The 16,757-nt window shown below is 67.6% G+C and carries 19 protein-coding genes; 6 read left to right on the top strand and 13 right to left on the bottom strand.

The annotated features are described in order from the left end of the window. The 4 genes from VL52_RS12495 to VL52_RS12510 form a co-directional block, all read right to left on the bottom strand. A partial coding sequence (locus VL52_RS12495) for a pyridoxal-phosphate dependent enzyme (protein ID WP_046157345.1) occupies positions 1 to 608 on the bottom strand: 608 nt, incomplete at its 3' end. Between the two features lie 10 nt (positions 609 to 618). After that, entirely contained in the window at positions 619 to 1,899 is a 1,281-nt protein-coding gene (locus VL52_RS12500; protein WP_046157346.1) for a phenylacetate--CoA ligase family protein, read from the bottom strand. 70 nt (positions 1,900 to 1,969) lie between these two features. Beyond that, a complete protein-coding gene (locus VL52_RS12505) occupies positions 1,970 to 2,662 on the bottom strand; it encodes a transglutaminase-like domain-containing protein (RefSeq protein WP_144410237.1) in 693 nt (230 codons plus the stop codon). After that, positions 2,659 to 3,987 carry an MFS transporter gene (locus VL52_RS12510; RefSeq protein ID WP_046157401.1) on the bottom strand — a complete coding sequence of 443 codons (1,329 nt, stop codon included), beginning with the start codon at positions 3,985 to 3,987 and terminating at the stop codon, positions 2,659 to 2,661. Before VL52_RS12510 ends, VL52_RS12505 begins: the two co-directional genes overlap by 4 nt. A 188-nt stretch (positions 3,988 to 4,175) precedes the next feature. Here VL52_RS12510 and VL52_RS23305 point away from each other — a divergent pair, with 188 nt between their 5' ends. Continuing rightward, positions 4,176 to 4,793 (top strand): hypothetical protein, encoded by a 618-nt coding sequence (locus tag VL52_RS23305; protein ID WP_052729279.1) that lies wholly within the window; start codon positions 4,176 to 4,178, stop codon positions 4,791 to 4,793. On the opposite strand, the gene VL52_RS12520 is transcribed toward VL52_RS23305, so the two are convergent. Continuing rightward, positions 4,773 to 5,699: a LysR family transcriptional regulator gene (locus VL52_RS12520; RefSeq protein ID WP_046157348.1), complete on the bottom strand. Its 927-nt coding sequence runs from the start codon at positions 5,697 to 5,699 to the stop codon at positions 4,773 to 4,775. The two genes, VL52_RS23305 and VL52_RS12520, sit on opposite strands and share 21 nt — an antisense overlap. Positions 5,700 to 5,799: 100 nt before the next feature. Between VL52_RS12520 and metE the strand changes: the two genes are divergently transcribed. Then, positions 5,800 to 8,082 carry a 5-methyltetrahydropteroyltriglutamate--homocysteine S-methyltransferase gene (gene metE / locus VL52_RS12525; RefSeq protein WP_046157349.1) on the top strand — a complete coding sequence of 761 codons (2,283 nt, stop codon included), beginning with the start codon at positions 5,800 to 5,802 and terminating at the stop codon, positions 8,080 to 8,082. A gap of 69 nt (positions 8,083 to 8,151) precedes the next feature. Here the strand turns inward: metE and VL52_RS12530 are convergent, their stop codons facing one another. The 3 genes from VL52_RS12530 to VL52_RS12540 all read right to left on the bottom strand — a co-directional run bounded on the left by VL52_RS12530 (position 8,152) and on the right by VL52_RS12540 (position 9,719). Further along, positions 8,152 to 8,610 carry a SixA phosphatase family protein gene (locus VL52_RS12530; protein WP_046157350.1) on the bottom strand — a complete coding sequence of 153 codons (459 nt, stop codon included), beginning with the start codon at positions 8,608 to 8,610 and terminating at the stop codon, positions 8,152 to 8,154. Positions 8,611 to 8,673: 63 nt separating this feature from the next. Beyond that, a complete protein-coding gene (locus tag VL52_RS12535; RefSeq protein ID WP_046157351.1) occupies positions 8,674 to 9,378 on the bottom strand; it encodes an LrgB family protein in 705 nt (234 codons plus the stop codon). Next, a complete protein-coding gene (locus tag VL52_RS12540) occupies positions 9,375 to 9,719 on the bottom strand; it encodes a CidA/LrgA family protein (protein ID WP_046157352.1) in 345 nt (114 codons plus the stop codon). Before VL52_RS12540 ends, VL52_RS12535 begins: the two co-directional genes overlap by 4 nt. Before the next feature lie 94 nt (positions 9,720 to 9,813). On the opposite strand from VL52_RS12540, the gene VL52_RS24540 reads away from it, so the two are divergent. The 3 genes from VL52_RS24540 to VL52_RS12555 all read left to right on the top strand — a co-directional run bounded on the left by VL52_RS24540 (position 9,814) and on the right by VL52_RS12555 (position 11,579). Further along, positions 9,814 to 10,347: a chorismate--pyruvate lyase family protein gene (locus tag VL52_RS24540; RefSeq protein ID WP_046157353.1), complete on the top strand. Its 534-nt coding sequence runs from the start codon at positions 9,814 to 9,816 to the stop codon at positions 10,345 to 10,347. After that, a complete protein-coding gene (gene ubiA, locus VL52_RS24545) occupies positions 10,344 to 11,219 on the top strand; it encodes a 4-hydroxybenzoate octaprenyltransferase (RefSeq protein ID WP_260799906.1) in 876 nt (291 codons plus the stop codon). Before VL52_RS24540 ends, ubiA begins: the two co-directional genes overlap by 4 nt. A 159-nt stretch (positions 11,220 to 11,378) precedes the next feature. After that, positions 11,379 to 11,579 carry a hypothetical protein gene (locus tag VL52_RS12555; RefSeq protein ID WP_021476637.1) on the top strand — a complete coding sequence of 67 codons (201 nt, stop codon included), beginning with the start codon at positions 11,379 to 11,381 and terminating at the stop codon, positions 11,577 to 11,579. A 62-nt stretch (positions 11,580 to 11,641) separates the two neighbouring features. Here VL52_RS12555 and VL52_RS12560 read toward each other — a convergent pair whose 3' ends face one another. The 5 genes from VL52_RS12560 to hda form a co-directional block, all read right to left on the bottom strand. Further along, positions 11,642 to 12,079: a hypothetical protein gene (locus VL52_RS12560; protein WP_046157404.1), complete on the bottom strand. Its 438-nt coding sequence runs from the start codon at positions 12,077 to 12,079 to the stop codon at positions 11,642 to 11,644. Beyond that, complete coding sequence (locus tag VL52_RS12565; protein ID WP_046157354.1) at positions 12,076 to 13,011, bottom strand: Nudix family hydrolase; 936 nt, start codon at positions 13,009 to 13,011, stop codon at positions 12,076 to 12,078. The genes VL52_RS12560 and VL52_RS12565 overlap by 4 nt, the downstream gene beginning before the upstream one ends. Before the next feature lie 35 nt (positions 13,012 to 13,046). Beyond that, positions 13,047 to 13,922, bottom strand: a complete 876-nt coding sequence (locus tag VL52_RS12570; protein WP_046157355.1) for an ATP-binding protein — start codon at positions 13,920 to 13,922, stop codon at positions 13,047 to 13,049. Between the two features lie 98 nt (positions 13,923 to 14,020). Next, positions 14,021 to 14,713, bottom strand: a complete 693-nt coding sequence (locus VL52_RS12575) for a histidinol-phosphatase (RefSeq protein ID WP_046157356.1) — start codon at positions 14,711 to 14,713, stop codon at positions 14,021 to 14,023. After that, the gene (gene hda, locus VL52_RS12580) at positions 14,710 to 15,384 is read right to left on the bottom strand and encodes a DnaA regulatory inactivator Hda (RefSeq protein ID WP_011137161.1); all 675 of its coding nucleotides are present in this window, start codon (positions 15,382 to 15,384) and stop codon (positions 14,710 to 14,712) included. Before hda ends, VL52_RS12575 begins: the two co-directional genes overlap by 4 nt. Positions 15,385 to 15,624: 240 nt before the next feature. Between hda and purM the strand changes: the two genes are divergently transcribed. Then, positions 15,625 to 16,662, top strand: a complete 1,038-nt coding sequence (purM, locus tag VL52_RS12585) for a phosphoribosylformylglycinamidine cyclo-ligase (protein ID WP_046157357.1) — start codon at positions 15,625 to 15,627, stop codon at positions 16,660 to 16,662. The last annotated feature ends 95 nt before the right edge of the window (positions 16,663 to 16,757 follow it).

The following is a 16,757-nucleotide window of genomic DNA, read 5'->3' on the forward strand; positions in this document are numbered from 1 at the left end:
CGCGCCGGCGGCGCCAGGCCCGGGATATTGTGCGGCCGCCACGGCTCGCCCGACAGCACCGCCGCCTCCGCCGGCTCCACCGCGTAAACCGGCACGCCGGCCGGCGCCAGCGCTTCGGCGATGCCCATCAGCGACGCGCAGGTGCCGGCCGACACCGTCACCGCCGCCAGCCCGGGCGCCTGGCGCAACAGCTCTTCCCCCACCTCCCGGTAATGGCCGATCAATTCCGGATCGCTCAATTGCTCGACCACATGGCTGCCCGGCATGCCGCGATGGGCGTCCAGCAGCTCCTGCAACTGCGGATGCGGGCGGCGCTCCACTTCCGCGCCCAGCCAGCGCGCGTAATTGACCACGCTGTCCGGCGCGCCGTCCGGCATCAGCAACAGCGCCTTGCAGCCTATCTGGCTGGCCGCCCAGGCGACGCTGACGCCGGCGCTGCCGGCGGTCATGATCACCAGCGTCGCGTCGCGGCTTATCCGGCCGGCGCTCGCGCGTTCAAGCAGAGTCTTGGGCAGCGAGCGATGCTTGATCGACAAGGAGGGGTTCAGGTATTCGAGCTTCAAGCTCAGGCCGGGCAGCAGGCCCGGCGCCGGCAGCAATGGCGTCATGGAAAATCCCTCACAGATAGGCATGGACGGGCAGCGGCAGGTCGATGAAGCGCGGCACCTTGACGCCGTTGCCGCTGGCCATCTTGTCCCGTTTCAGCTTCTGGATCAGCTCCGACGGCACCAGGCGCAGTGAAGGCGCCACCGCCAGCCGCTGCAATAGCAACTCTCCGACCCGGCGGACGATGTCCGCGCCGCTGCCCGGCCCGGCGGACAGCCACACCTCCACCCGCTGGCCGCCCTGCTCGTCCGGACAGCGGACCACCAGTTCGTTGGTGATCCCATCCACCCGGCCCAGCACGTCGAAGATCAGGTCCGGGTAAACGGTCTGGCCCTGGATCTTCAGCTGGTGATCGACCCGGCCGATGATGGCGCCCAGCCGCGGGCTGCGGCGGCCGCAGTCGCAGGGGCTGTCGTCCAGCCAGCTGGCGATGTCGCCGGTGCCGTAGCGCACCGCGATGAAGCCCCGCGGCAGGGTCAGCGAAGTGACCACCACCTCGCCCGGCTGGCCCGGCGCGGCCGGCAGGCCGGTTTCGGGATCGATCAGCTCGACGTGGACCGCGTCGTCGTTGATGTGGAAGCCGCGATGCTGCAGGCACTCGTGGCCGACCGAGCCCAGCTCGCTGCAGCCGTATTCGTTGAGCGCGTCCTTCAGCCCCCACAGCTCCATCACCTTCTGCGCCACCGGCGTCGGCCGGTTGTCGGCGTCGAAAGCGCCGCAGGCGCCGAAATAGGCGTAGTCGGGCAGGCACTCCGGCGCCGGGAAGTCCGCGCCCATGGTCTGCGCCAGCTCCAGCATCACCACCGGATTGCCGACCACGAAGGCCGGCTGGTGGTAATGCACCACGTCCAGAATGCGCCGCGTGCGCTGCGGCGAGCAGCGGAACGGCCCCAGCCCCACTTTCTTGGCCGCCTGCAGCACCAGCGGCCCCAGCGTGAACATGTCGTTGTTGCTGAGCAGATGCAGCATGCGGTCGCCGGGCTTCGCGCCCAGCTCGGTCAGCACCCGCGCCACGCAATCCACCCACACCATCTCTTGCAGCCGATGCACCGGCAGTTCCACCGGCCGGCCGGTGGTCCCGGATGAGCTGACGACATCGGTGAAGTCGCCGTACTCCATCAGTTCGTCCCAATGATTGGACAGGTCCTGCTTGCGGATCACCGGCACCCGGTGATACTCGCCGTCGCGCAGCCATTGCATGATCTGGCCGCGCTCCGCGCCCCAATGGCGCGGATAGAACGGACGCAGCGACGCCTGCTCGACGACGCGAGCAATCCTTGCTACAGGCAACATGGTTCGTTTCCTCGTTGGACTTGCAATCAGACGCCGGCCGCGCGGGCCGGCCACGACGCCGCAGCGGCCGCTAAGTCATGGCGGGCCCCAGGCGGCTGTTCAGATAGCGCTCGCTGACGCGGCGCAGCGGCGTCGGCACGCAGGCCAGCCACTGGTTGAAATGGATGCCCAGCAGGGTGTTGTTGCCGGCCCGGCTGGCCACGGCCTCGGCCAGCGTGGAAAACCGGGGGTTGTCCGGCGCGAGATTTCCCGGCTCGGCCTGGGAGAACGCGTCGCCGCGGCCGTTCCAATCGCAGGCCGCGCCCTGCCCCAGGCCGAAGCCGCGCTCCAAGCCGGCCGCGCGCAAGCGCGCCCGCTGCTGGCGAAAGCCCGAGCGGTCGAAGATATAGCTGTCGATATTGAGCTTCTGGCCGCCCAGCCTGACCTGGGTGACTGCGTGGAACAGCTTGGACGGCAGGCAGAACAGCACCGGCGCCGGCACCGCGTGGCGCAGGATGCGCTTGTCCAAGGCGACGAAGCGCAGGCCGGCCTCGAAACCGGCGCCGCGCAGCAGCGCGCACAACAGGTCGGCCTGGGCGTTGCAATGCCCCCGCCCCAGCGCAAGCGTCTGCTCAGGCGTCACGCTTTCGAAACCGGTGGTGAAGCCGAAGCGCACCTGATCACGCACATAGTCGTGCAGGGCGACGCAGTACTCGCGGTCGTCGGCCGGCAGGGCCTGACGGCGCACCGTTTCCAGCACGCCGGCTATCGTTTTTCCGCTCATGCCCAAGCCCTTCTTCCGATGGCGACGGCGCGCCGTTTTAGCAGCAAGGCCGCGGCGGCCAGCAGCGCGGGAAGAGACAGCAGCGCGAAAAACAGCGGCAGGCTCAGATGGAACTTCAGCAGCGTCGCGCCCAGCAGGGCGCCGGCGATGCCGCCGAAGCGGCCTATCCCCATCATCCACGCCACGCCGCTGGCGCGGCCCGCGGTCGGATAGTAGGCGGCCGCCAGCGACGGCATCGACGCCTGCGCGCCGTTCATCGCGATGCCGGCCAGACAGATGGTCAATGCCAGCAGGCCGTGGTTGTCCAGCGCCTGGCCGATGCAGAACACCAGCGCGCCGGTCAGCAGATAAGCCAGCGCCAGCACCCGGTGCGCGTCGTAGCGGTCCATCAGCCAGCCGGTCAGCGTGCTGCCCAGCAGGCCGCCGAACGGGAACAGCGCGGTCAGCAGCGCCGCCTGCCGCAGGTCCATGCCGCTGTCGCTGATCAAGATGGGCAGCCAGCTGGTCAGCAGGTAGAAGATCAGCAGCCCCATGAAATAGGCCGCCGCCAGCAGCAGCGTGCCAGTCCGGTAATCGGCGGACCAGACCAGCCGCAAGCCCGGCGTCCGGTCTGCCTCGCGCAGCACCAGCCTGTCGCCGTCACCCAGCCGCACGCCGGGCAGCAGCCGCTTCAGGATGCGGCGGGCTTCGCCGTTACCGCCGCGCAGCAGCAGGAAGCGCAGCGACTCCGGCAGCAGCAGCCACATCGCCGGCAGCAGCAGCAAGGGCGCGACGCCGCCCAGCAGCAACACGCTGCGCCAGCCAGCGTGAGGCACCAGCCACGAAGCCAGCAGCCCGCCGCAAGCCGCGCCCAACGGAAAGCCGCAGAACATGGCGCTGACGATGAAGGCCCGCCGCGGCTCCGGAGAATACTCGGACATCAGCGTCACCGCGTTGGCCATCGCCGCCCCCAGGCCCAAGCCGGTGGCGAAGCGCAGCCAGGCCAGCGCCGACAGGTCGGCGGCGCCGGCCGCCGCGATGCTCATCGCGCCGAACAGCGACACCGCCCCCAGCAGCACGCGCTTGCGGCCGATCCGGTCGGCCAGCGGCCCCGCCAGCAGGGCGCCGGCGGCCAGTCCCCACAGCGCGGCGCTCATCACCGGCCCCAGCTGGGTGCGCGCCACGCCCCAGTCGCGGATCACGGCCGGCGCGATATAGCCGATGGCGGCGGTATCGAAGCCGTCGCACAGCACGATCAGGAAGCAGAGGATCAGGATGCGCCATTGCCGCGCGGAAAAGCGCTCGCGATTGATCAATTCGCCGACATCCAGTTGCCTGGCCGACATCAATTCCTCTCCCATATAATTTTAATTCATAAAAATATATTGATTTCAAATATATGGTGCGCAACAATGCCCGCCGAAGTCAAACGAAATATTCATTTTGGGAATAAGTTAATTGTTTATTTCCTTATGTCATTGATGTCGATCAAACCATAACTCAACCAGGACGCGGCCTACCGCGCAGCTCTGCCATGTCGCCAACAGGAAACAGACCATTTGAAAACCATATCGGCATCCTGACTTTCCCTGAGCCGCTGCGCGCCGAGCTGAAACCCATCGCCCTGGTCCGCGACGGCGAATGCCTGGGCCGGAGCCTGGATCTTGCCCGCCACCCTCTGGCCGATTGGCTGTCGCGGCAGCGCCACAGCGGCTGGCTGCTGGAGTCGATGCTGCCCGAGATCCGCACGTTGGCGATGCTGCTGGCCGCCCGACGCCCGCGCGTCAAGCCGACGCCGGCCCGCCTGAGCGACGAGGCCGATTGGCTGGCCGCCCGCATCTATCTGCTGCGGCTGGAAAAAGTGGAAATGGCGGAAGCTGAAAAAGACATCCTGGCGCGAGCCAACGATAGGCTGCGCGAACTGTGCGGCGCCGGCGCGCCCGCGGCGGCGGCCTGCCCGGCCCCTTCGCCCCAGCCGGCGTGGCTGCTGGCCGGCTGGGCGCCGTTCCAGCAAGCGGTGCGGGACATCGGCGGCGCCGCCGCGATGGCGTCCAACAGCCGCCGGCTGCGCCCGCAATGCCGGCAGCGGCTGGACGCCTTGCTGCCCATGCTGCGGACCGAAGCCGGCCGCTCAGGCCTCCAGCCGCGATAGGCCGGGCAAGGTCGCGAAGCTGCTGTCCCGCACCGTCTGCACGAAATCCTGCATATAGGCCCGATCGGCGTCGTCCTCGCGCAGCGCCGCGTACAACTCGCTGCGCAGCTTCTCCTCCCCCACCTGGCGGGCTACCACGTAGCCGCGCTCCAGATACGGCTGCACCGCCCAGTACGGCAGCACCGCCACCCCGCGCCGGCTGGCCACCAGCTGGATGATGGCGATGGTCAGCTCGGCGGTGCGGCGCGCGGGATTGACGCCGGCGGGCAGCAGCAGCTTGCGCAGCAGGTCCAGCATCTCGTCCGCCACTGGATAGTGGATCAGCGTCTCGGCGGCGAAATCCTCCGCCTTCCACGCCGTTTTCGCCGCCAATGGATGCTCGCGCGCGGCGATGCCCACCATCTCATAGGAAAACAACGGCAGATGGACCACCCCGGCCTGCGGCTCCGCCTCCGACACGATGGCGAGATCGGCGCGGTCGCTGAGCAACAGGCCGACAGGATCGGCGTGAAAGCCGGACACGATGTCCAGTTCCACCGCCGGCCAGTTGCGCCGGAACTGGTCCATCGCCGGCATCAGCCAGTCGAAGCAGGTATGGCACTCCACCGCCACCCTCACCTCGCCCGCCTCCCCCTGGCGGATGCGCGCCAGATCTCGCTCCGCCGCCGCCACCTGGGCCAGCAGATCCCGCGCCAGCCGCAGCAGCCGCTCGCCGGCCGGCGTGAAGCGCAAGGGCTGGGTCTTGCGCTCGAACAGCGTCAGGCCATAGGCGGCCTCCAGCTGCTTGAGCTGATGCGACAGCGCCGATTGCGTCAGGAATACCCGCTGCGCCGCCTGCGACACGCTGCCGGTTTCCGCCAATGCCAGCAGGCTCTTCAAATGCCTCAGCTCCAGCACGCTCATCATCGATTTCATTCATGTTGAACAGCAAAATAATGAGTTTGAATCATACACCTCAATGACAGATGCTTGTTCCATCACGACAAGACAAAACAGGAACGCACGCATGAGCCACCCCACCCACCTGCTAGGCTTCCCCCGCGTCGGCGCCAAGCGCGAACTGAAAACCCTGCTGGAAAACCATTGGAAGGGCGAGCTGGACGAGGCTTCGCTGCTACAGGGCGCGAAGGAGCTGCGCCAGAAGCACTGGCTGCTGCAGAAAGGCGCCGGCGTCGAACTGAGCCCGGTCGGCGATTTCTCGCTGTACGACCACGTGCTGGACGCCCAGCTCCTGGTCGGCGCCGCGCCGCCGCGCTTCGGCTTCGACGCGGCGACGCTCACCACCGCGCAATATTTCGAACTGGCGCGCGGCAACGCCGCCCAGCCGGCGCTGGAAATGACCAAGTGGTTCGACACCAACTACCACTACCTGGTGCCGGAATGGCGAGCCGACACCGCCTTCGCCGCGCAGCCCGAGCGCCTGCTGTCCCAGATCCGCGAAGCGCGCGCGCTGGGCGTGGCCGCCAAGCCCGCGCTGCTGGGGCCGCTCAGCCTGCTGTGGCTGGGCAAGGCCAAGGGCGAGCCTTTCGACAAGCTGTCGCTGCTGCCCGGCCTGGTGGCCGCCTACCGCGAACTGCTGGCCGCGCTGCGCGCCGCCGGCGCGGAATGGGCGCAGATCGACGAACCCATCCTGGCGCTGGACCTGGAGCCGGAATGGCTGGACGCCTTCGCGCCGGCCTACGCGCAATTGAGCCAGAGCGCACCCAAGCTGCTGCTGGCCACTTACTTCGGCGACGTGTCCGCGCACTCGGCGCTGCTGAAGTCGCTGCCGGTGGCCGGCCTGCACCTTGACCTGGTCCGGGCGCCGGAACAGATTTCCGCCTTCCTGCCGGACTATCCGGCCGACAAGATACTGTCCGCGGGCATCATAGACGGCCGCAACATCTGGCGCGCCGACCTGTCCGCCCTGTTCGCCCGCCTGCGGCCGCTGGCGGAAACGCTGGGAGACCGGCTGTGGCTGGCCCCCAGTTGCTCGCTGCTGCACAGCCCCTTCGACGCCGCCGCGGAAACCGCGCTCGATCCCGAATTGAAAACCTGGCTGGCTTTCGCCGTGCAGAAGCTGAACGAGCTGAAAACGCTGAAACGGGGGCTGGAGGAAGGGCGCGCCGCCATCTCGGACGAGCTGGCCGGCAGCGATTTCGCCCGCTCGCAGCGCCAAACCAGCCCGCGCATCCACAACCCGGCGGTGGCCGAACGGCTGGCGGCGTTGCCGGCGAACGCCGACCGCCGCGCCAGCGCCTACCCGGTCCGCGCCGAGCGGCAACAGGCCTGGCTCAAGCTGCCGCCGCTGCCCACCACCACCATCGGCTCCTTCCCGCAGACGCCAACCATCCGCGCCAGCCGCGCCGCGTTCAAGAAGGGCGAGCTGTCCGCCGCCGGCTACCGGCAGGCGATGGAGAAGGAAATCGAGCTGGCGATCCGCCGCCAGGAAGCGCTGGGCCTGGACGTGCTGGTGCACGGCGAGGCCGAGCGCAACGACATGGTGGAGTACTTCGGCGAACAGCTGGCCGGCTTCGCCTTCACCGCCGGCGGCTGGGTGCAAAGCTACGGCAGCCGCTGCGTGAAGCCGCCCATCATCTTCGGCGACGTCGGCCGCCCGGCGCCGATGACCGTCGACTGGGCGCGCTACGCGCAAAGCCTGACCGCCAAGCCGGTGAAGGGCATGCTGACCGGCCCGGTCACCATCCTGCAGTGGAGCTTCGTCCGCGACGATCTGCCCAGAAGCGAAGTCTGCCGCCAGATCGCGCTGGCGCTGAACGACGAGGTGCTGGATCTCGAGGCCGCCGGCATCCGCGTGATCCAGATCGACGAACCTGCGATACGCGAAGGTCTGCCGCTGCGGCGCGCCGACCGCGACGGCTACCTGGCCTGGGCCGGCGAGGCCTTCCGCCTGTCCAGCCGCGGCGTGGACGACGCGACGCAGATCCACACCCATATGTGCTACTCGGAATTCGGCGACATCCTGCCGGCCATCGCAGCCTTGGACGCCGACGTGATCACCATCGAAACCTCGCGCTCCGACATGGAGCTGCTGACGGACTTCGGCCGCTTCCGCTACCCCAACGCCATCGGCCCCGGCGTCTACGACATCCACAGCCCGCGCGTGCCGTCCGCCGGCGAAATCCGGGCTCTGCTGGACAAGGCGCTGAAGGTGATCCCGGCCGAGAGGCTGTGGGTGAATCCGGACTGCGGCCTGAAAACCCGCGGCTGGCCGGAGGTGGACGCCGCGCTGACGGCGATGGTGCGGGTCAGCCAGGAGTTGAGGGAACAGCTGGCGCAAACCGCGTAGGCCGCGGCGCGAAAGACGACGCCCCGGCAAAGCGGGGCGTCGGACAGGGACTGGGGCAAGGTTCGGGGTTCACGGCTCGAGCATCCCCGGCGTCAGCATCAGCTTCAGCCTGATCTGCTCATAGCCGCCGCGCTCGCGGCGGTTCAGCCACCATACCGAGCCCTTCTTCACGCTCCACATCTGCTGCTGCTCCGACAGCAGCCGCGCCGCCAGCCAGCCGATATAGGGCTGATGGCCGGCCACCACCACTGTGCGTCCCGCCTCGGGCCAGCCCACGGCCTGCAATACCTCGTCCACGCTCGCGCCGGGGTTCAGTTCCGGCATCACTTCGTAGCTCTTGGCCAGATAGGCGGCCGTCTGCTGCGAACGCCGGGCCTCGGAGGCCAGCAGCAGGTAATCGTCCGGCAGCCTGTCGCGCAGCCAGGACGCCATGCGGCTGGCCTGCTGCTGTCCGCGCCGGGTCAGCGCGCGCGCCAGATCGTCGATGCCGTCCTCGGCCTCGGCGTGGCGCCACAAAATCAGATCCATATCGTTCTCCTTATGACTGCGCGCCGGTCTGTTCCGATGCCGGGCCCTGCGCGCCCCCGCATGCTAACCGAGCCCGAGCGCCCGCACCAGCCATGGCAGCGCCAGCGCGGTGAACACGCCGTTCAGCCCCATCGCCAACCCGGCGAAGGCGCCGGCGGTCTCGGATAGCTGGAACAGCCGGGCGGTGCCGATGCCGTGGGCGGAAACGCCGGTGGCCACCCCCAGCAGCATGTCGTCGTCCCAGCCCAGCAGCTTGAACAGCGGCGGCGCCATCACCGCGCCGACGATGCCCGACACAATGACGAACATCGCCGCCAGCTCGGGCGAGCCGCCCAGGCCGCCGGCCAGGCTCATCGCGATCGGCGTGGTCACCGCGCGGGTGGCCAGCGCCACCAGCACCGGCTGATCGAAGCCCAGCCACCAGCCCAGGCCGGCCGCGCTGATCATGCCGACCAGGCCGCCGGCGGCGATGCTGGCCAGCAAGGGAAACGCCGCCTTCTTCAAGCGCGCCAGATTGCCGTACAAAGGCACCGCCAGCGCCACCGTCGCCGGCCCCAACAACAACTGGATGAAACGGGCGCCGTTCATGTATTGCGGATAGGTGCTGCCGCTCAGCAGCAGCCAGGCCAGCACGAACAGCACGCCCAGCAACACCGGATTGGCCAGCGGATGGCCATGCCCGCGCCGATGGCCGGCCAACGCCAGCCGGTAAGCCAGCAAGGTGACGAAAACGCCGGTCAGCGGCGAGTCCAGCCAGGCCGCCGTCAATGCCGCCTCCCCCGCAGCAGCAGTTTCAGGACCAGCCCGGTGGCCAATAGCGTGGCCAACGAGGAAGCCAGCATGATCAGCGCCAGCTCCCAGCCATGCGCGCGCAGCATCGGCGCGTAGGCCAGCAGCGCGCCGCCGGCCGGGATGAACAACAGCGACATGTGGCTGAGAAAGCGAGGCGCCTCGCGCTGCAGGGTCTCAGGCACCGCGCGGCGCAGCCACAATGTGGCGAACAGCAGCAACAGGCCCATCACCGGGCCCGGCATCGGCCAGCCCATCCAGCGCACCAGCACCTCTCCGGCCAGTTGGTAGCCCAGCAGCCATAACAGCAGATCCAGCATATGCCCTCCCGTCCAACGCGCTGCCAGCATGATAACGGCAAGTCTGCGCGCCGGGTATCGCCGCAGGCGACAAGCCCCCGCGGCTTTTGGCATAATGCGCGCCATGGTAAACGATGCCCTGTGGCGCGCCGCGCCCCCCGCCCTGCCCGACTCCCTTCTGGACTGCCTGACCGAGCCCGCCTCGCTGAGCCTGCGGCTGCAGGCCGGCGGCCGTCGCTTCGCGGTGACCGTGCTGAACCAGGGCGAGGACCGCGTCCAGGCCGACGAAGCCGAAGCGCTGGATTTGGCCGAAGGCGAGCCGGCATACGCCCGCCACGTGCTGCTGACCCTGGATGGCTCGCCGGTGGTGTTCGCCCGCAGCGCCGCCCGTCCCGACTGCCCGGCCTGGCTGCCGGTGCTGCGGCGCGGCAGCCGCTCCCTGGGCCTGACGCTGTTCGGCGAACTGCCCGAGCTCGTCCGCGAGCCGCTGCGCTACGCGCGGCTGGCCGACGGCCATCCGCTGGCCGCCGCCGCAGGCCGCGTCCAGCCGGCGGCCGGCTACCCGGCCCGCCGCTGCCGATTCCAGCTGGGCGGCTCCCCGCTGCTGCTGACCGAGCTGTTCCTGCCCGCCTTGGAGGATTTCCTGTGATCTCGATCGCCGCCGTCCGCGACCGCTACGAAAACTACCGGCAACTGATGCGCTGGGACAAGCCGATCGGCACCCTGCTGCTGCTATGGCCGACGCTGTGGGCGCTGTGGATCGCCACCCATGGCGCGCCCCACCTGTCCATCATCGCCATCTTCTGCCTGGGCACCTTCCTGATGCGCTCGGCCGGCTGCGTGATCAACGACTATGCCGACCGCGACTACGACGCCCACGTCGCCCGCACCAGCCAGCGCCCGTTCGCCCGCGGCGCGGTCAGCAAGAAGGAGGCGCTGCTGCTGGCCGCCCTGCTGGCCATCCTGTCTTTCCTGCTGGTGCTGCCGCTGAACAATCTGACCAAGCTCCTGAGCGTGCCGGCGGTGCTGATCGCGGCCAGCTATCCGTTCACCAAGCGCTTCTTCCCGATGCCGCAGGCCTATCTGGGCGTGGCGTTCTCCTTCGGCATCCCGATGGGCTTCGCCGCCGAAACCGGCGAAGTGCCGCTGCTCGCCTGGCTGCTGCTGCTGGCCAACCTGTTCTGGGTGGTGGCCTACGACACCGCTTACGCCATCGCCGACAAGCCGGACGATTTGAAGATCGGCATCAAGACCTCGGCCATCACCATGGGCGAGTACGACGTCGCCGGCGTGATGCTGTGCCACGCCGCCTTCCTGGCCCTGATGTGCGGCATCGGCATCCACCTGGAGCTGGCCTGGCCCTACTACCTGGGCCTCGCCGCCGCCGTCGGCCTGATCGCGCAGCAATACTTCGAGATCAAGAACCGCGACCGCGCCAAGTGCTTCAAGGCCTTTCTCGACAACAACCGCGTCGGCGCGGCGGTGTTCGCCGGCGTGGTATTGAGCTACTGGCTGGGCTGACAGACTGGCCCATATGCCATTTACAATAAATTACGCATCCGTCAGCATCATGGGATGAACTTCGCCAGCCGGCGCGGCTCATAGCAAGGCCGGGCGTCAGCCCGGCGCCATAGCTTGGCTTTCCAATACCAATAAGCGTCTTCCTGGAAGGTAAATACCATGAAAAAACTGCTGACCGCTCTGATCGCTGCCGCTTTCGCCACTTCCGCCTTCGCCGCGCCGGCCGCTTCCGCCCCGGCCGCCGAGAAGAAAATGGAACACAAGGCCGAGCACAAGAAGCACCACAAGAAAAAAGCGCACAAGAAACACGCCTCCGGCGCCGCGCATCAAAAACACAAGGCAGCCTCCGCCGCCAAGTAAACCGCCCCTGGCGCGAAAAAGCTCCCGAAAGGGAGCTTTTTTCATGGGGCCGGCCAGCGCCTTCAGCGCACGCGGAACGGCAACAGATACGCCGCCTTGCCCGCCTTCAACTCCACCTGCCAGTCGCGGCTGCCGCTGACGCACATCGGCAGGATCGCCCGGGCCTTCCATCCCCCGCCGTCGCGAACGAAGGTGTAGCGGTTGAAGCCCATGTCCATGTCCGGCATCGTGAAGTCGGCGGTCGGCGCCGCCTCCGCCGCCACGCCGTCCAGCCGGATCTCGAAAGGCTGGCCGTGGGACGGGCGGGCGGAAAAACGCAGCGCGCCGCCGCCCGGCAGCGCGCAGGCGCCGCGCTCGATGTCGCATGACAGCGCCTGCGCCGCCGGAGCGGCCGGCTGCCTGTTATGCAGATACCAGTAGTAGATCAGGCCGAATTTGACGGCCCCGAAGGCCAGCAGCGCCGCGCCCAGGATCAGCAGCTTGCGCTGCTTGGCCGTCACCGCCACGCCCCCCGCATCAGCGCCACGCCATGGGCGCCGCGCAGGCGGGCCAGATCCAGATCCTCGACGCTCATGCCGCCCAAGGCGTACACCGGCAGCGGCACGCCGTCGGCCAGGCAGGCGGCGAAACCGTCCCAACCCAGCAGCGCAGCGCCGGGATGCGTGACGGTGGGCGCCACCGGACTCAACAACGCGTAGTCCAGACCCAGCTCGCCGGCGCGCGCCAACTCGTCCGCGCCGTGTATCGACGCGCCCACCCAGTCGAACGCAGGCCGCTCCGTCAATGCGGCCAGGCGCGCGCCTGTCAGGTGCACGCCGTCCACCGGCCAGCCGGCCAGCCAGGCCGGATCGGCGTTGACCACCAGCTTGCCGCCGCGCGGACGGACGATGGCGGCGGCGCGGGCGACGAAATCGGCCAGTTCCTCGCTCCCCATCCCATGCTCGCGCACCTGCACCATGCCCCAGTCGCGCTCGGCCAGCCTAGCCAGCTGCGCCTTGACGCCGATCTCGGCGGCGCAGGTGATCGCATAGCAGGCCGGCAGCTCCAACGATTTCAGTATTGGCCCGTTGGCCGGCAGCATCGGCGCCACCGTGTAGCGGCCCGGCCGCTGCCAGGCGAAGGACTGCGCCTCGCGCGGCTGCGGCTCGCCCTGCCAGTCCCAGATGCGGAAAAATCGCAGGTGGACCGAGGCGTGCTCGTAATGGTGGATCTTGGTCAGCCACGGCGTCGCGGCGGTGACGACGATGCCCATTTCCTCGTGGAACTCGCGCTTCAACGCCTCCAGCGGCGTCTCGCCCGGTTCCACCTTGCCGCCGGGAAACTCCCAGTAACCGGCGTAGGGCTTGCCCTCCGGGCGGCTGCCCAGCATGAAACTGCCGTCCGGCCGCATCAGCGCGCCGGCTACCACGTCTATGATCTTGTCGCTCGTCATGTCTTCAATCTGTGTATGGGCGCATGCCGCCCGGGTCATTTCCTGCCGGTCTTCTTGGCCAGTTTCTGGCTGCCCGCCCAGTGGCAGGCGAACTGCCAGGCCACCCGGCCGGAGCGGCTGCCGCGCGACAGGCTCCACTGCAGCGCCGCCCGCTCGGCCTTGTCGCCGCACTTCAGGCCGAAATGGCTCAGCCATTCCTTGACCGCCGCCAGGTAGGCGTCCTGGTCGAACGGATAAAACGACAGCCACAGGCCGAAGCGGTCGGACAGCGACACCTTCTCCTCCACCGCCTCGCCGGGATGGATCTCGCCGTCATGCAGCCAGCCCTCGCGATTCTCGCTCATCTGCTCCGGCAGCAGGTGGCGGCGGTTGGATGTCGCGTACACCAGCAGATTGTCGCAGCGGCGGGAGAGGCCGCCGTCCAACGCGCTCTTCAGCGCCTTGTAGCCGGCGTCGCCGTGCTCGAACGACAAGTCGTCGCAAAACAGGATGAAACGCTCCCGCCGTCCGACCAGCAGTTCCACCAGTTGCGGCAGATCGGCCAGATGTTCGCGGTCGATCTCGATCAAGCGCAGGCCGTCGCGGCCGAACTCCGGCAGCAGCGCCTTGACCAGCGATGACTTGCCGGTGCCGCGCGCGCCGGTCAACAACACATTGTTGGCCGGCAGGCCTTCGACGAACTGGCGGGTGTTGGCCAGCAGTTGCTCGCGCTGGACGTCCACGCTGGCCAGCCGGCCCATCTCCACCGAATGCGGCTCATGCACCGCCTCCAGCCAGCCCGCAAGGCCCTGGCGATGCCAGCGGAAGGCCTGCGCGCTCCAGTCCGGCTCGCGCCGCGGCGGCGGCAGCATCGGCTCCAGTCGGGACAGCACCGCCTCGGCGCGGCACAGAAAATCCTGCAGGGCGTCCATCATGCGTTCCTTTCTGCCGATAAGAAAACAGCCTGCCACAAAGGCGGCAGGCCGTTAAAACATTACATAAGCCAGGCGTTTTGTCGGCCGCGCCCCAATCAATCGCGCAACGAGATCACCGGCCAGCCATGCTCCTCGGCATAAGCCCGCAGCTTGTCGTCGGCGTCCACCGCCACCGGATTGTCCACCAGCTTCATCAGCGGCAGGTCGTTGTGCGAATCGCTGTAGAAGAAGCTCTCGGCATAGCTGTCCCAGCTCTCGCCGCGCTCGGCCAGCCACTGTTCGATGCGGGTGATCTTGCCTTCCTTGAAGCTCAAGACGCCGGTCGGGCGGCCGGTGTAGTTGCCGTCGCCATCCTGCTCCAGCTCGATCGCGATCAGGTGCTCGACGCCCAGCTCGCGGGCGATCGGTCCGGTGATGAAGCGGTTGGTCGCGGTGATGATGACGATCTGGTCGCCCTCGGCGCGGTGGGCGGCCAGGCGTTCGCGCGCCCTGTTGGGGATCAGCGGCTTGATGTGGTTTTCCAGATAGTCGGCGTGCAGCTCGTCCAGCTGATGGCGCGAGAAGCGCGTCAGCGGCGCCAGGATGAACGCCAGATACTCGTGCATGTCCAACGTGCCGTTCTGATACTGGCGGTAAAAATAGCTGTTGCGCTCGTCGTACTGGGCGGCGTCCAGAATGCCGCGCTTGATCAGGAAGCGCGGCCATTCGAAATCGGAGTCGCCAGCGATCAGAGTGTGGTCGAGGTCGAACAGGGCGAGCCTGCGTTTGGCGGGAGTGGCTGTCGTCATGATTCCGGAGTGGCGGTTTGCAAAACGTTTTTCACCAGCGGCACGGTGATCGGGCGCCTCAGCGCCAGCGAGTAGCGGTCCAGCATGTCTATCATCGAGATCAGGCTGGTCAGGTCGCGCCGCCAGTGGGTGAGCAAGTAGCGGTAGACGTCGTCGGGTATCGACAGCTGGCGGTTGGCGGCGTGGCTGCGCAAGGCGGCCAGCTTGTCGTCGTCGGACAAGGCTTTCACCTCCAGCACCAGGCCCCAGCCCAGGCGGGTGCGCAGGTCGTCGCGCACCGACAACGCCACCGGCGGCTTGCGCCCTGCCATCAACAGCCGCCCCTCCCCGCCCTCCTTCAAGGAGTTGTAGAAGGAGAACAGCATGATCTGGTCGTCCGGCGCCAGGTCGTCGACGTGGTCCACCGCGATGAAGCTGGCCTCGCGCGCGAAATCCGGCAAGTGGTCGCCCTTGCCGTCCAGATAGATGGCGGCGCGCCCCAGCCGCTCGGCGTGGGCGATCCAGGCCTGCAGCAGATGGGTTTTGCCGCAACCGGGCTCGCCCCATAAATAGATGAAGCGTTCGCCTTCGGTGGCGGTCAGTGCGGTGATCACTTCACGGTTGCGCTCGGCCAGGAAATTATCGAAGGCCGGCAGCGGCGTAGGCGTGAGATCGAGTACGAGCTGGTCCAAAGTTTGCTGTGCTGCGTTGCGTGCTGACATCAATAAGCACGATTTTACGACGATACGGCCCGCCGTTGGAACCGCCATTTTCCCGGACAAGATTGATGACATCGGCAAATCGTGGCCGCAAAGGAAAAAGCCTGTCCGCCGCATCAGCCTTTTTGCCGATTTTCAGTTAAAATACAGTGCTTTCGCACCGGCGAAAGCTTGATGTAAAAATATTTCAAGTTTGCAGAAAGCGAGATTATCTTGAACACCACGTCCCTCAGTTACCGTGATGCCGGCGTAGACATCGACGCCGGCGACGCGCTGGTCGAAAACATCAAGCCTTTTGCCAAGCGCACCATGCGCCCGGAAGTTCTCGGCGGCATCGGCGGTTTCGGCGCACTGGTGGAAATCTCCAAGAAGTACAAGGAGCCGGTGCTGGTTTCCGGCACCGACGGCGTGGGCACCAAGCTCAAGCTGGCTTTCGACTGGAACCGCCATGACACCGTCGGCATCGATCTGGTGGCGATGAGCGTCAACGACATCCTGGTGCAGGGCGCCGAGCCGCTGTTCTTCCTCGACTACTTCGCCTGCGGCAAGCTGGACGTGGCCCAGGCCACCGAGGTGATCAAGGGCGTCGCCGCCGGCTGCGAACAGGCCGGCTGCGCGCTGACCGGCGGCGAAACCGCCGAGATGCCGGGCATGTACCCGGCCGGCGAGTACGACCTGGCCGGCTTCGCCGTCGGCGTGGTGGAGAAGAGCAAGGTGATCAGCGGCCGCGACATCGTCGCCGGCGACGTCGTGCTGGGTCTGGCCTCCAACGGCGTGCACTCCAACGGCTACAGCCTGGTGCGCAAGATCATCGACCGCGCGCAGCCGGAGCTGGACGCGCCGTTCGACGGCGACAAGACGCTGCGCGACGCGGTAATCGCCCCGACCCGCATCTACGTCAAGCCGCTGCTCAAGCTGATGGAGACGCTGCCGGTCAAGGGCATGGCCCACATCACCGGCGGCGGCATCACAGAGAACACCCCGCGCGTATTGCCGGACAACACCGTCGCCCAGATCGACGCCGCCAGTTGGCAGCTGCCGAAACTGTTCCAGTGGCTGCAGCGCGAAGGCAATGTGGACATCCAGGAGATGTACCGCACCTTCAACTGCGGCATCGGCATGGTGGTGGTGGTGGCGCCGGAACACGCCGAACAGGCGATGGCGCTGCTGCGCGAAGCCGGCGAAACCGTCTACCGCATCGGCCAGGTGCGCGAGCGCGTGGGCGACGAGCACCAGACCCAGATAGCCTGAGGCTTTTCCGCAAGTAGCGCCCCGCGCCGCTGGCCCCGCCGGCGGCGCTTGTCGTTTATCGCCGGGCGGATTGAACCAAGCCGGCGCAATCGCAA

Source organism: Chromobacterium vaccinii (genome assembly GCF_000971335.1).
In the GTDB taxonomy this organism is placed as follows: domain Bacteria; phylum Pseudomonadota; class Gammaproteobacteria; order Burkholderiales; family Chromobacteriaceae; genus Chromobacterium; species Chromobacterium vaccinii.

Bases quoted from the DNA above. Each gene is read 5' to 3' on its own strand.
- VL52_RS12510 (WP_046157401.1), bottom strand. From the start codon at position 3,987: ATGTCGGCCAGGCAACTGGATGTCGGCGAATTGATCAATCGCGAGCGC.
- VL52_RS12540 (WP_046157352.1), bottom strand. From the start codon at position 9,719: ATGCTGGATCTGCTGTTATGGCTGCTGGGCTACCAACTGGCCGGAGAG.
- VL52_RS12500 (WP_046157346.1), bottom strand. From the start codon at position 1,899: ATGTTGCCTGTAGCAAGGATTGCTCGCGTCGTCGAGCAGGCGTCGCTG.
- VL52_RS24540 (WP_046157353.1), top strand. From the start codon at position 9,814: ATGCGCGCCATGGTAAACGATGCCCTGTGGCGCGCCGCGCCCCCCGCC.
- VL52_RS12575 (WP_046157356.1), bottom strand. From the start codon at position 14,713: ATGACGACAGCCACTCCCGCCAAACGCAGGCTCGCCCTGTTCGACCTC.
- VL52_RS12570 (WP_046157355.1), bottom strand. From the start codon at position 13,922: ATGGACGCCCTGCAGGATTTTCTGTGCCGCGCCGAGGCGGTGCTGTCC.
- VL52_RS23305 (WP_052729279.1), top strand. From the start codon at position 4,176: ATGTCGCCAACAGGAAACAGACCATTTGAAAACCATATCGGCATCCTG.
- metE (WP_046157349.1), top strand. From the start codon at position 5,800: ATGAGCCACCCCACCCACCTGCTAGGCTTCCCCCGCGTCGGCGCCAAG.
- VL52_RS12565 (WP_046157354.1), bottom strand. From the start codon at position 13,011: ATGACGAGCGACAAGATCATAGACGTGGTAGCCGGCGCGCTGATGCGG.
- VL52_RS12520 (WP_046157348.1), bottom strand. From the start codon at position 5,699: ATGATGAGCGTGCTGGAGCTGAGGCATTTGAAGAGCCTGCTGGCATTG.
- VL52_RS12505 (WP_144410237.1), bottom strand. From the start codon at position 2,662: ATGAGCGGAAAAACGATAGCCGGCGTGCTGGAAACGGTGCGCCGTCAG.
- VL52_RS12555 (WP_021476637.1), top strand. From the start codon at position 11,379: ATGAAAAAACTGCTGACCGCTCTGATCGCTGCCGCTTTCGCCACTTCC.
- VL52_RS12530 (WP_046157350.1), bottom strand. From the start codon at position 8,610: ATGGATCTGATTTTGTGGCGCCACGCCGAGGCCGAGGACGGCATCGAC.